This window comes from Pseudomonas sp. E45-MNA-CIBAN-0222 (assembly GCF_040310405.1).
Classification (GTDB): Bacteria; Pseudomonadota; Gammaproteobacteria; order Pseudomonadales; family Pseudomonadaceae; genus Stutzerimonas; species Stutzerimonas stutzeri_AC.
In genome coordinates this window covers 133,777-146,645 of sequence record NZ_JBEOPU010000002.1, presented here as the reverse complement: position 1 = coordinate 146,645, position 12,869 = coordinate 133,777, and the positions used below count along the sequence as shown (strand labels likewise).

Sequence of the window (12,869 nt, the reverse complement as noted above, 5' to 3'; positions counted from 1 at the left end):
TGCCTTAGAAGGCCGCTAGCGGCCTGAACTTTGGTGTTATTACGGTAATGATGAACTTGCTGCGTGTTCCGACTGTTTTGTTGCTGGCCAGCATTGGTTTGTCCGGTTGTATCGGCTTGCAACCTGCGCCGATGTATCGGCTCGACAGCGGCACTACCGAAGTGCCGGAGCGAACCGATGGAGCCTCCGTGTTGCTGGCGCCTGTCACGCTTGCCGATTATCTACAGCGCGATGCACTGCTTCAGCGTCTGGCTGACGGTAGTCTGGCCGGTGATGTTCAGCAGGCCCGTTGGGCCGGCAGTCTGAAGGCCGATATCGAGCAATTGCTGTTGCGGCAACTGGCTTGGCAGCTGGATACCCAGAGCCTGGTGCTTGGCCCGGCCGATGAAGGTTTTGCGCCGGAGGTGCAGATCGAGCTGTCCATCACTCGCCTCGACTCCGGTCCGCAATACCCCGCCGTACTCGAAGCGCAATGGCGGCTGCGGGACAAAGCGGGCAAGCACCTGGGCAGCCGTCTGGTGCGACTGCAGGAAGAACATCAAGGTAGCGCAACCGATCAGGTGCGTGCACAGAGCCTGTTGTTGCAGCGCCTGAGCGAGATGGTAGCGGGGGCGGTCGAGCCTGCGCTGGTCGCCAAGACGCCACCCAAGCCGGCGCCCGCCAAGCCACAGGTGAACAGGTCTGCTGAAGCGCCGGTGCCGCGCATTCCGGCGGCCGAGCCGATTCGTACCGATATGGAAGTGTTTCGCTTCTAAGCGAAGCCCAACGGAAAACTGCGGTTATCTGCTGCAGCAAAAAAGCCCGATCAGGCCAGCGCTAGTCGCTTCCCGTCGGGCTTTTTTGTGTCTCTCGGATGAGCGCTGTTGCGGCCGGTAGGGCTCCTGCTATCACCAGCGCACGCTGCTGGGCGCGAGCGCTGGTGTGCATTCCGGATCAGTGAGGGCGATTGCGCAGTTCGTGCATACGCGCCAGCTGGCGCTCCAGCAGCGAGGGGTAGGGTTCCAGTAGCCGCTCCACACAGCAGGCGCCTTCCGGGCTGGCGATCGGGCGGATACGGGCACGCTGCTGAATCAGCGAATCTTCACTGATGCTGCGCTCGACCAGCAGCAGGTTGCGGCTGTGCAGAGACATATCCAACGCTGCCTGGGCCGGCTCGCTGAGTAACAGGTCGCCCTGACTGAGATCGACCAGGTTATCGCCGCGAGTCAGGCCGAGCTGCAGCTGTAGGGTAATTCCGCTGTCAGCAACCTCGATCTGCAGCGCGTGGCCAAGAGCCCGCATCAGTTCACCGCAGCAGATCGCGTGGGTGAGGTAATTCTGCTCGTCGTCCTGGCTATGGAACAGCATCAGGCTGCTGCCGTCATTGAGCGTGTGCAGCTCGGCCTGGTAGAGGGTGGCGGCCTGTTGCAGGCAGTCGCGATAGCGTTGCAGCAACTCGGTCAGGCGCGGGCGGGGCAGGCGGCGCAACTGCTCCTGGCCGCCAAGCTGGATGGCCAGCACGGCACTGCAGCTTGGGCGTGGCGCTGCGGGTTGTGCGACTTTGGCCGCTACGGGCGTAGCGTCGAAGATCACTTCGTCGTCAAGCACCTCCAGCTCGTCATCGGCGCTTGTCGATAGCCGTGGCGAGCGCCTTGGCTCGTCGTCCAGTTCCATATCAAAGCGCTCGAATTGCGGCGCGTAAGACTGGTCCGAGGGCGAGTGCTCGTCACGCTGGTCGAAATAATCATCGTCCAGCGCATCGCTCATATCCAGCTCCGGCTCGGGCTTCTCGGGTACCAGGCGTGCCTGCAGTTGGCGTGCAAGGTCGCCGATCTCGTCCTGCCGTCCTGCACCCGGGGCGGGATCATCCGGATCGCGCAGCCACAGGCGTAGCTGCATCAGCGGCGTTGCCAACTGTCTGCCCAGGCGTAGGCTCAGTATCAGTGTCAGTGCGAGCAGAATCAGACTGAGCAGGCCCATGCTCTGAAGGCTGATGGTCATCGGTTGCTGGAACTGCTGCATATCCAGGCTAACGCGCAAGTGCCCGGCTATTACTTCCTGGAAGCTGATCGGCGTCGAGTAAAGGCCGTTGTCGTCACCGAGCAGGCCCTGCTGAGGGCGAGTGCCGGATTCGGCGAGCACGCGGTTGTCCACGCTATAGATTGCGGCGTGGGCGACCAGCGGGTTCTTCACCAAGTTACTCAACAGCACGTTGAGGCTGAGGATATCGTTGGCGACCAATAGATCAGTGGCTGATGCGGCTGTCTGGGTGACCAGGCTCTGGCCGAGGGCGTCGGCCTGCTGCTCCATGGCATGCTTGAACTGCATGCCGATCACCCACGCATAGATGACCAACGCGAGTGCTACGAGCAGCAGCGTATGGCTGGCAATACGCAACACCAGCGGCACACGATGCTGGCGCACTGCGCGATAGACCATCAGGAAGAAATTATCTGGCTTTACGGATGCGGGCCGGTTCACAGAGCGCGGCTCTTCTCGTCGGGAATTTGCCGAGCAGTATACGGAAAGCGCAGGAGGCGCTGAAGGTCTGCGACGGTAAGCTGACGAATTGCGTCGAAATCCTCGACTTGCGAGTTGGCAGGTTCCACCGAGCAGGCACATGGTAGAGGTGTGGGCGCTGTCCAGCGTGCAGACCAGCTGATGTAGAATGCCAGCCTTCATTGCCTGCCATGGGAGCTGCGCCTTGCGCGAAATCGTCCTGATCAATATCACTGGAGAAGATCGTCCAGGTCTTACAGCCGCCATCACTGGTGTGCTCGCCCAGGGTGGCGTGACCATTCTCGACATCGGCCAGGCGGTGATCCATGACACCCTGTCGTTCGGCATCCTGATCGAGATTCCGGATAACGAGCGCGCCTCGTCGGTGCTCAAGGACGTGCTGTTCATGGGCTACAAGCATGACCAGCAAGTGCGCTTCACGCCGGTGGCCGAGGCCGACTACCAGCATTGGGTTGCCGGGCAGGGCAAGTCCCGACATATCGTGACCTTGCTTACGCGCAAGGTCACTGCCGAGCAGCTGCAGCGAGTCAGCTCGATCACCGCCAAATATGGCCTCAACATCGATCATATCGATCGCCTCTCCGGGCGCATGCCGCTGGACATGCCGGAGGAGCTGGGCAAAGGCTGTATCGAGTTCTCGGTGCGTGGCGAACCAGCTGATACTGCGGCCCTGCGCGCTGAGTTCCTCAGCGTGGCGCAGGAGCTCAACGTCGACATCGCATTCCAGCGCGATTCGGTCTACCGGCGTAACCGTCGTCTGGCGGTATTCGACATGGACTCGACGCTGATCGAGGCCGAGGTGATCGACGAGCTGGCCAAGGCGGCCGGTGTAGGTGAGCAGGTCTCCGAGATCACCGAGCGCGCGATGCGTGGCGAGCTGGATTTCCGTGCCAGCTTCAAGGAGCGTCTGGCGCTGCTGGAGGGCTTGTCGGAGGACGTGCTTGTCGATATCGGCGCCAGCCTGCGCCTGACCGAGGGGGCCGAGGTGCTGTTTGCCGAACTCAAGCGCCTGGGTTACAAGACGGCAATTCTGTCCGGTGGCTTCAGTTACTTTGCCAAGCAGCTGCAGGCCAAGCTAGGCATCGACTACGTGTTCGCTAACGAGCTGCAGATCGAGAACGGCAAGGTCACCGGCGTGGCGGTCGAGCCTATCGTCGATGCGCAGCGCAAGGCCGATCTGCTACGGCAGCTGGCGGAACAGGAAGGTCTCTGTCTGGAGCAGACCATTGCGGTGGGAGATGGCGCCAACGACTTGCCGATGCTGGGCCTCGCCGGGCTTGGCGTTGCCTTCCGTGCCAAACCACTGGTCAAACAGTCGGCCAAGCAGGCCATCTCCACCCTGGGTTTGGACGGTATCCTTTATCTGCTGGGCTTCCGCGATCGCGAAGGCACCGAATAAGGGCAACTGCCAGCGGCAAGCCCCTGGAAAGAAAAGCCCTGGGCCTGTTTCGACCCAGGGCTTTTTACTGCCGCCCGACACTTCTGGCTTGCAGCTGGTTCAGGGCTTGATTGCCACTTTCAGCACGCCATCGCGCTGATTGGCAAACAGGTCGTACGCCTTGGTAATGTCGTCCAGGCCATATTCATGAGTGACCAGCGGGCCAAGGTCGACACGCCCGGATGCGACCACGTTGAGCAATCGCCGCATGCGCTCCTTGCCGCCAGGGCAGAGCGAGGTGACGATCTTGTTGTCGCCCAGGCCTGCATGGAAGGCGCCGAGCGGAATGGTCAGATCGCTGGAGTAAACGCCGAGGCTGGATAAGGTTCCGCCCGGTTTGAGCACCCGCAAAGCGCTCTCGAAGGTGGACTGCAGCCCGAGCGCTTCAATCGAGACATCGACACCGCGCCCCCCGGTGAGCTTCAGCACTTCCTCCACTACGTCCACGTTTCTGAAATTCAGTGTGACGTCAGCGCCCATCTTTCTGGCAATGTCCAGGCGTGCATCGACGCCGTCGACTGCGATGATGGTACCGGCGCCTCGTAGCCTGGCACCTGCGGTGGCGCAAAGGCCTATGGGCCCCTGAGCGAAGATCACTACGACGTCGCCGATCTTGATGTTGGCCGCCTCGGCACCGGCGAAACCGGTCGACATGATGTCAGGACACATCAGTACCTCCTCGTCAGTCAGGCCATCGGGCACAGGCGCCAGGTTGGCCTGGGCATCGGGTACGAGTACATACTCGGCCTGAGTGCCGTCGATGCTATTGCCGAAACGCCAGCCGCCCATGGGCTTGTAGCCGTGGCAGGAGCAGCCGCCGTCCTGTGAGGGCAGGCCGTCCTGACAGGCATAAGAGGTGAAGCTTGGGCAGATCGCGCCGGCGATCACGCGCTGGCCTTCCTGATAGCCCCTTACGTTGCTGCCGAGCTTTTCGATAACGCCCACCGGCTCATGACCGATGGTCAAGCCGGCGGCGACCGGGTACTCGCCTTTGAGAATGTGCACGTCAGTGCCGCAGATGGTGGTCGTGGTGATGCGCATCAGCGCATCGTTGGGGCCAATCTCCGGGATGGGTTTGTCCTGCAGTTCGATGCGGCCCGGCTCGACGAACACGGCAGCTTTCATCATGACCATGGTGCGGTTCCTCTTGGACGTGAAGACGTCCAAGCACTCTAGCCCAACGTTGTGGTTGGCCAGTGATCGTGGTCAATTGGAGGCGAAAGGGGGATGGATGGGCCGGTAGACTGCGCCGGCCCAAGCCGGCATCACTACTCCTCGTCGGAGGAGAAGTTGTAGTCCATCGACTGACTAGGGCCTTGCAGGTAATGGCCCTGAATGTAGCTGACACCCGCCTGCCACAATGTGGCGAGCACGGTGGCGCTTTCCACGAACGGTACGATGCTCTGTTTCTGTTGTTCGTGTAGATCTGCGAGCAGCGTCTTGAGCGCTTCCTGATTCTCTTGGCGGGTCAGGTCCTGCGTGTAAGAGCCGTCGACCTTGATGAACTCGGCATCCAGATGCTTGAGCGTGTTGAACGGGTTGAGCACGCAACCGAACTGGGCCAGGGCGATGCGGCATCCGAGACCGGTCAGTCCCTGCACCAGCGCTTTCGCCTGCTTCAGATAAGCCACGGCGTCGGCTTCACCGAACTCGAACGCCAACGAGTCACCGGGCAGGCGTGACGCCTTCAGTACGACACCGAGCCAGGGCAGCAGGCTGGGGTCCTGAATGCTGGCGGCAGACAGATGCAGGAAGAGGCGCGTGCTGTGCCCTTTGGAGCGGTGGTCTGCCAGTAGCTTGATTGAATTGAGGATCACCCAGCGATCAATCTTGGTTGCCAGGCCGACATCACTGGCAGCGCTGAGAAACTCGTTCGGCGGCACTTCCACGCCCTGCGGATCAAGCAGTCGCAGCAGGACTTCGTAATGCTCGAAGCTGTCGCCGCGCAGGCTGATGATCGGTTGGAAAAGCAGGCGGAAACTGTTGTTTTCCAGAGCCTGTCTGAGCATCGCGACGATATCACCGCGATTTGCCGCTGCGGCTAGTTCGTCGGCCGGGTTGAATATCTTTAGCGCGTTGCCGTCGCTCAACTCGTCGGCGCAGCGGTGGGCGCGCTCAATGGCATCCTGAGCCTTGGCAGTTTTCTCGTCCAGCCCGGCCACGCCAATGCTAAGGGTGGTCTGCACGGTTCGCCCGCCGACATCGAGCAGAAGCCCGTCGACCTTGCTCAATAGCTTGCGCAGTTCCGGTTCGGCCTGTTGCGGGTTAATTCCGGGCTGCAAGACGGTGAACACGTCATCGGCAAAGCGCGCGAGCTGGGTTTCGTTAGCGAAGTGGCCTCGGAGTAGGGTGGCCAGCTGGCTCAGCAGTTGGTCGGAGTCCGCCAGGCCGATATCGGCCTGCAGCGCAGCGAATCGATCGACTCGGATGTAGGCAAGACTGGCACTTTGCCCAGCATTAACCGCGCGCTCGACTGCCACGTCCATCACTTCAAGGAAGCTGTTGCGATTGAGCAGGCCGGTCACTGGGTCCTGGCTGCTGATCTCACGCAGCTTCTGCAGCTCGGCGCTGTCGTTCTCAGCGCGTATGACGACTTGAATGCAGGGTTCGCCGTCATAGGCCGCCGGCGAGAAATTCATGCGGGTTTTCAGGGTTTCGCCATCGGCGCGAACACCACCACAGGCCAGCTCTGCGGTACCCTCGAGGGTGTGGTAGTTTTTCAGGAAGGTCTTGAAACGGCTCTGGTCGGTGCTGCTGATCAGATCGATCATCGGCATGCCTTCGAGATCTTCCGCATCGACATAGCCGAACAGCTCGCGATAGGCGCGGTTGACGTAGATGTGCATGCCGTCGTGCACATAAGCGATCGCATCTACCGAGCTGTCGAGCAGCAATTGGCAACGCTTTTCGGCTTCACGCAAGGCTACTTCCGCCGAGCGGCGGGCCCGTCTCTCTTCGAGATTGGCCAGTTCGCGATTAGCCACCAGCAGCAGCCACTCATCCTCACCCTGGGGCAGGGCATCCTGGGCGCCGAGCATGAGCGCTTCGGTGATCGCTTCGGCGTCGTTGTCAGTGGTGAGTTGGATGATCGGAATATCCTTGGCCTGCCGGCGAATAGCGCTGATCGCTTCGCTAGGATCGAGGTTTTCGCTTTGCGGCGAGCTGATCAGCAGATCCCAGGTTTGTTTCAGGGCTTCTGCAAGGTCGTCGCTGGAAGTGAGTCGATGCACTCGTGTCGCCTGTCCGGCATTGCGGAAGAGGCTGACCAGACGTTCGGCTTCGTTCTGCGAGTCTTCAAGGATCAGCAGGCGGATGGTTTTCTTTTGCAGGGCCATGTTCAGGGTCTGTTGCCAATTCGTCGCGTGCCACGTTGCAGTGCAAACCGAAGGGCTGGGGTTGCGCTTACGCGGTGCTGCGTTATTCGTCGTTCATTTGGGGTGACCAAACTTCTCTCCTCATGCCGTGCTCCGCACAAAAACGGACTCCGGCGCGGCCGTGAACGAAATGGCAATGGTCCCTACCGCTCAAGTGCGCGCCGAGGCGGCGCAGGCAGGCAAGAATGCGAGATCCGGCAATCTACAGCGACTTCCAAAGTGAGTCAAAATCTTCATCCCCGCCCGCTGTGTGGGTTTTCCAGCCTGTGACAGGTGTCTCTCGCTCTGGCGCGAGCTGACCGATCAAGCGGTAGTCGAACTGATTGTAGTTGCCAGTATTGGACCGCCGCCGGTTAAGTACGGCTCGTTGTTCTTCGCCGTTACGGTTGATCTGCACCTTGTGGCCTTCCTGGAATGGCAGGCGGGGCGCTATCAGCGTTGCCGGCTGCGAGATGGCGCTGATTTCCGGCAGCAACAGTGCGCGGAGGTACTCGCTGCCCTGGTCGACCTTGCGAAGCAGGCGTAGGCCACATGGTTGAGCCTGCGGTGCGATCAGCTCGACGCCCATTTGCGTGTTGCCGCCTCGTACCTGACGGATCCAGCGCACCAGAGCGATGCTCCAGGTCTGCGCGTTACCGTCACGTAATCCAAGCAATTCGCCCGCCTGCAGTTGGCTGGGCACTTCTCCGTCCCATGCCAGGCAATAACCGCCGGGGCTATGGTCAACCAGTTGAACCTGAAAGACCGGATGACTTTCTGCTGTGGCGTTGTTCTTGGGGCTATTGCTTGGAGCAGCAGTTTTGGCCACGGGCGCGGTCTGCGCCATATCGGGTCTGACAAATTCGATGTGGTCGTGGCTCGGTAACAGCTCCATTGTGCTGCTCTGGGCATCGAATGCATTGGCCCATACGTCCGCTGCGCCGTTGTGCAGCTTGTAAACAGCACGGTTCGAGGTGCGAGGTAGCTCCAGTACTTCATTGAAAGGACGCTGTCCGGCGAGCTGATAATGCAGCGCGGTCATGCCGATGCACAGGTTGATCGTGCCCTGTGCGGGTATGCGCTGGAAGGTGCGCTCGGAGATGGCGCCCCATGCGGAGCTAAGGTGTCGCAATAGATCGTCATCAAGGCCGGCCGCCGCTGGTAGGCGTGTCAGGCGGCGGTTGTCTGGGGCCAGGCGCAGGTGCTCTTCGATGACGTCGACGAGCGTTCGGGTATCGATACCCAACAGGTTTTGCTGATCCCTGTCGGTAAAAAGTGATCGGTAGCGTGGCGGTCCGTCAACCACCGGCGACAGCAGGAACAGGCCGCTGGCAGCGCTGGCCGCCTGGATATGGACCAAAGCACCCCACGCCTCCAGCGCTGCGGCCAGCTTGCCGATGCTCTGCTGGCGCATCTGGTTGCAGCGGGCGCAACCAAGCAGCAGCGATGCCAGATAGCTCTGCTCTGCGCTAAGGCCTTGTGCGTGTCGTGCTAACGGGTCCCGGACCAGCAGGCGTTCGGTACCTTGCTCGACGGCCAGTTGATAGAGCTGATGAAGTTCGAGCCACAGACCAGGCGCTGCCGGACCGTAAAGTTGCGTGGAGCGTATCAGCAAGGCGCCAAGACTGTGGATGGCACGCTGTAGTGCAACTGACAGCAATTGATGGCGGTCGCGATCAGGCTGGGATACCACGCGGACAACGATCAGCTTGTAGCCGACGGCAAGGTGGTTCTGTAACGCCTGGCAGAGCCCGGCGACTTTACGCGGTCGCTCGCTGAGCACGATGGGCTGGTTGACATAGTGCTTTTCCAGCTGCGTGCAGACGAAGTGCACGTCCGGCCGCAGCAGCTCCAGCATTTGCAGTCGGGTGTCCGAGGCAATACGCAGCTGATTGAGCTCGATCAGGGCTTGGTAAAGCTGTCGCGCGGTCTCACCGATGTTGGCTTTCGGTAATCCGGCGAGCCAGCCAGTGACGCCGCGAACGCTAGCGTCGCAGAAGGACAGTGCCTGCTGGGTCGGTGCGGGTGCGCGCAACAGCAGATGGTGGCTCTGTCTATCCAAAACGGGCAGGCTCCGCAGCGGTCAGGGCATGGGTGAATGTGAACTCTATCAATATCTGCCGGGATGGTCAGGACTGAATGATGGCTTATTGATATTAGCCGACATTCGGCAGCTGTCGGCTACCGAATGTCGTGTTCACCCTGTCAGGGCTGCTCGACTGGCTCAACGGGCGCTGTGCTAAGGACCGCTTGCCCAAGCGCTTCGCCCATGCAAACGGGGCTCAGAGCACCCAGCTGCTCGGCCCAGCGCACCTTGTCCGGCCCGAACAGGAGAACCACGGTCGAGCCCAATTTGAAACGACCCATTTCCGCACCTTTCTCCAGATGGATAGGCGCGCGCGCTGCTTCGTCGTAGCGGAACGTCTTCAGGCTGCGCTTAGGCGGCGTCACCAGCCCCGCCCAGACGGTTTCGATACTGGCAACGATCATGGCGCCGACCAGGACCATGGCCATGGGGCCGTGCTCTGTGTCGAACAGGCAGACTACGCGCTCATTGCGAGCGAAGAGCTCCGGCATGCCCTGAGCTGTCACGGTGTTGACCGAGAAAATCCGCCCCGGGACATAGACCATTTCGCGCAGTGTGCCGCTGACCGGCATATGCACGCGGTGGTAGTCCTTGGGTGACAGATAGACGGTAGCGAATGCGCCGCCCATGAACGGTGCGGCACGCTGATGGTCCCCGCCAAGCAGCTCCATGGCGCTGAAACTGTGGCCCTTGGCCTGGAAGATGCGGCCTTGTTCGATCCGCCCCAACTGGCTGATGGCGCCGTCGCAGGGGTTGAGAATGGCGCCTGGGGTGCTGTCCAGCGGGCGGGCCCCATCCTTCAGTGCACGGGTGAAGAACGCGTTGAAGTGCTCGTAAGCGGTCGGATCTTCGGTCACCGCTTCACGCATATCGACCTGAAAGTGGCGGACGAACCACTTGGTAAATGCGTTCTTCACCCACGGCAGGCGGCATTCGGCCAGACAGCCGGCCAGGCGCGAAATGAGGTGATGGGGCAGCACATACTGGCTGATAACGAATAAGCGATCTTTCATGTTGGACCTTTTCATTGCTGCACCGGGGTGTCAGGCAGGTTGCCCCATTCGGCCCAGGAGCCGGCGTAACCCTTGACGCGGGGATAACCTAGAGACTTCGCCAGAAGATAGGTCAGGCCCGAGCGGTGGTGGGTTTGGCAGTGGGTGATGATTTCTTTTTCCGGGACGATGCCCAGCCCCTTTAATTGCTCGGCTATGTCTTCGCGAATGCGCAGCGCGCGGGCAGGGTCCATGGCAGCTGTCCATTCGAAGTTGACAGCCCCAGGAATGTGACCACCGCGTGCGGCAAACAGCTTCTCGCCGCGGTACTCGGCAGGCGAGCGCGCGTCCCAAATTACCAGGTCATCGTCGCCAAGACGGCTCTCGATGTAAGCGCGAGTTGCTGTGGGCGCATCGTCCAGCGTCAGGCTGAGTTCCGCTGTGCCCGCCTCGGGTACTTGCTGTGTCACCGGGCGGCCATCGCCCAACCAGGCGTGCAGGCCACCGTTGAGATAGTGGTAGCGGTGATGGCCAATCACGTCGAGCAGCCAGATGAAGCGCCCGGCCCAGCCGCCCCCCTCGTCGTCATACACCACGTAGACCGCGTCGGGACGATGGCCGAGCGCGCCGAACAGGCTTTCGATCTGTCCCAGGCTAGGCAGTAGTCCAGGTGCAGGTGGTTGGCCGAGTTGGGTTTGTTTCGGGTCAACGAAGCGAGCGCCTGGCAAGTGGCCTTCGGCATAGCGCGCAGCGCTGGTCAGGTCGACCAGAATCAGCTCGGGTGCAGCCAGGCGCGCGGCCAGGTCGGCCGGCTCGATCACCAGTGGCAGGTTGGAAAAGGCAGACACGGCAGCCCTCGACTAATCGTAGAAGGGGCGAAGTCTAGCGAAAAAGCTCAGACCCCGCGCCTGCTGAAGGCGCCCAATGCGCGCTCGATGCACTGCGTTGTTTTAGCGAATGTTTGCAGCGTTGCGTCTGAGATGGGCGCGCCATTCTGATCGGCCACCACCAGCATCAGTACGCGACCGTCGACGCCCAAGGAACGCAACAGCAGGTGTTCGCCGGCGAAAAGAGCCTTCAGCGTGCCTGGTAACAGTGCCGAAAACTGCGCCATGTTGGCCGGTTGCAAGCGCAGTTGCGCGGGCTTTTCCAGAAGCCGTCGAACAATCTGGCTCTGCTCTGCGGGCAGGCTAAGGCGTACAGCGTCGCTCGGTAGCCCCGCGCATTGCTGCGCGACCAGACGGTTCTGTTTGCGGTCGAGCAGCATCACCATCGATCGCTGCATTCCAGCGCTCGATAAGGCTTGGCTGGCAGTGGCGGTCAGCTGCAGGACATTGCTGAACGGAGTCGGCTCAGTTAGCAGGCGGCGGCACTGTGCGCGCCAGTCGGCAAGATCGGCTTCATTTGGCACGGCCACGTCGCGTAGGCGTTGGAAGCTTGTATCGAAGGGCCACAGGAGTCCCTGGGCCGGGTGCCAGAGGTCGGTTGGGCCGATCTCGCGAGCGCTGATGACCGCCTGCTGGTGCACCATCTGCTGCAGCTCGCCCAACGCTACCTGCAGGTACAGTCCAGCTAGGCGTTGCCAGCGCAGGCTGTGCACACCACTCCAGCTGTGGTGCGAGGACAGTGCCAGGCCGTTGGCCAGCACGATAGTGTTGCTTGGCAGGGTCAGCCAGCGGCGCAATTCGGGGTCGGCGTCGAGCATCTGTTGCTGGTGTAGCGGGTGTTCGTTGTCGCGGGCGATATGCAGCGCCTTGATCAGCATGCGCCGATCGCCGCTGAGCAGGCGGTAGCCTTGAATAATCCAATCCGGCAGGCGCCAATGCTCGGCGAGTTTCAGGCACAGCTCCAGCAGCGGTACTCCAAGCAATTCCTTTTCGATTCGACTGGCTGGCTCACCTTTTACCAGGACTCGCTGCTCCCAGATTTCCAACAGATGCGGGTAGGCACCGACCAGCGCCCATGCGGGTGACAGGAATAGCAGGCTGCCCCAATGGATGTCCTGCCACAGACGGGCGAGGCGGGCGGCAAATAGCCCGTTGGCCTGCTGGCTGGCGTGACGGCTGATCAATACCATCTGGCGCAGTGGCAGCGGGATATCGCGTGCTTCCATGGCTGGGATGCGGGCCAGTAGCGCTTCGGCACGCTGCAGGCCGATGCGGCTGAGCGCAACCTCCAGGCTTTCGGCAGGTTGCCCGTCACCGATGCCCCGGTTGGCCTCTTGTATGAAGCGCAGCGCCAAAACAGGGCTGGTCTGGATTAGCTCAGCGATTTGTCGCATCGAGTTGCTGCCGTCACGCAGTGCCTGCCGCACCTTGCCATGAACAGCGGCGAAGGCGGGCAGGGGGGCGTCGTCGAGTGCCTTGATCCAGGCGGGTATCGTGCGTGGCAGCAGAGGTGTCGTGGTCATGGCCGAACTAGCTTTTCATCGGGATGGCCTTTAGTCTGGCGCAAAAGTTCCGATAACCAGAACAATTCTTCAAACATTCCTTTCGCAAGGC

At 61.3% G+C, this 12,869-nt stretch carries 9 protein-coding genes; 2 read left to right on the top strand and 7 right to left on the bottom strand.

All coding sequences use genetic code 11. The features are described 5' to 3' along the window. Nucleotides 1-47 precede the first annotated feature (47 nt). Nucleotides 48-755, top strand: coding sequence for a PqiC family protein (locus AAEZ08_RS03755; protein WP_003285191.1), 708 nt, complete (start codon nucleotides 48-50; stop codon nucleotides 753-755). 178 nt (nucleotides 756-933) lie between these two features. On the opposite strand, the gene AAEZ08_RS03750 is transcribed toward AAEZ08_RS03755, so the two are convergent. Continuing rightward, nucleotides 934-2,460 carry an AhpA/YtjB family protein gene (locus AAEZ08_RS03750; protein WP_500123733.1) on the bottom strand — a complete coding sequence of 509 codons (1,527 nt, stop codon included), beginning with the start codon at nucleotides 2,458-2,460 and terminating at the stop codon, nucleotides 934-936. Nucleotides 2,461-2,683: 223 nt separating this feature from the next. Between AAEZ08_RS03750 and serB the strand changes: the two genes are divergently transcribed. After that, a complete protein-coding gene (gene serB, locus AAEZ08_RS03745; protein WP_003285189.1) occupies nucleotides 2,684-3,898 on the top strand; it encodes a phosphoserine phosphatase SerB in 1,215 nt (404 codons plus the stop codon). Nucleotides 3,899-3,997: 99 nt separating this feature from the next. Here the strand turns inward: serB and AAEZ08_RS03740 are convergent, their stop codons facing one another. From AAEZ08_RS03740 to AAEZ08_RS03715, 6 genes are all read right to left on the bottom strand, one after another. Continuing rightward, nucleotides 3,998-5,071, bottom strand: coding sequence for an NAD(P)-dependent alcohol dehydrogenase (locus AAEZ08_RS03740; protein ID WP_500123732.1), 1,074 nt, complete (start codon nucleotides 5,069-5,071; stop codon nucleotides 3,998-4,000). 134 nt (nucleotides 5,072-5,205) lie between these two features. Next, nucleotides 5,206-7,272, bottom strand: a complete 2,067-nt coding sequence (locus tag AAEZ08_RS03735; RefSeq protein WP_003285187.1) for an EAL domain-containing response regulator — start codon at nucleotides 7,270-7,272, stop codon at nucleotides 5,206-5,208. A 241-nt stretch (nucleotides 7,273-7,513) separates the two neighbouring features. Further along, on the bottom strand, nucleotides 7,514-9,352 hold the full coding sequence (locus AAEZ08_RS03730; protein ID WP_500123731.1) for a cyclic-di-GMP receptor FimW-related protein: 1,839 nt from the start codon (nucleotides 9,350-9,352) through the stop codon (nucleotides 7,514-7,516). A gap of 143 nt (nucleotides 9,353-9,495) precedes the next feature. Further along, nucleotides 9,496-10,389: an archaetidylserine decarboxylase gene (gene asd, locus AAEZ08_RS03725; protein WP_500123730.1), complete on the bottom strand. Its 894-nt coding sequence runs from the start codon at nucleotides 10,387-10,389 to the stop codon at nucleotides 9,496-9,498. A gap of 11 nt (nucleotides 10,390-10,400) precedes the next feature. After that, the gene (locus AAEZ08_RS03720) at nucleotides 10,401-11,216 is read right to left on the bottom strand and encodes a rhodanese-like domain-containing protein (protein WP_500123729.1); all 816 of its coding nucleotides are present in this window, start codon (nucleotides 11,214-11,216) and stop codon (nucleotides 10,401-10,403) included. Between the two features lie 47 nt (nucleotides 11,217-11,263). Continuing rightward, nucleotides 11,264-12,778 (bottom strand): HDOD domain-containing protein, encoded by a 1,515-nt coding sequence (locus AAEZ08_RS03715; RefSeq protein WP_058065010.1) that lies wholly within the window; start codon nucleotides 12,776-12,778, stop codon nucleotides 11,264-11,266. Nucleotides 12,779-12,869 lie beyond the last annotated feature (91 nt).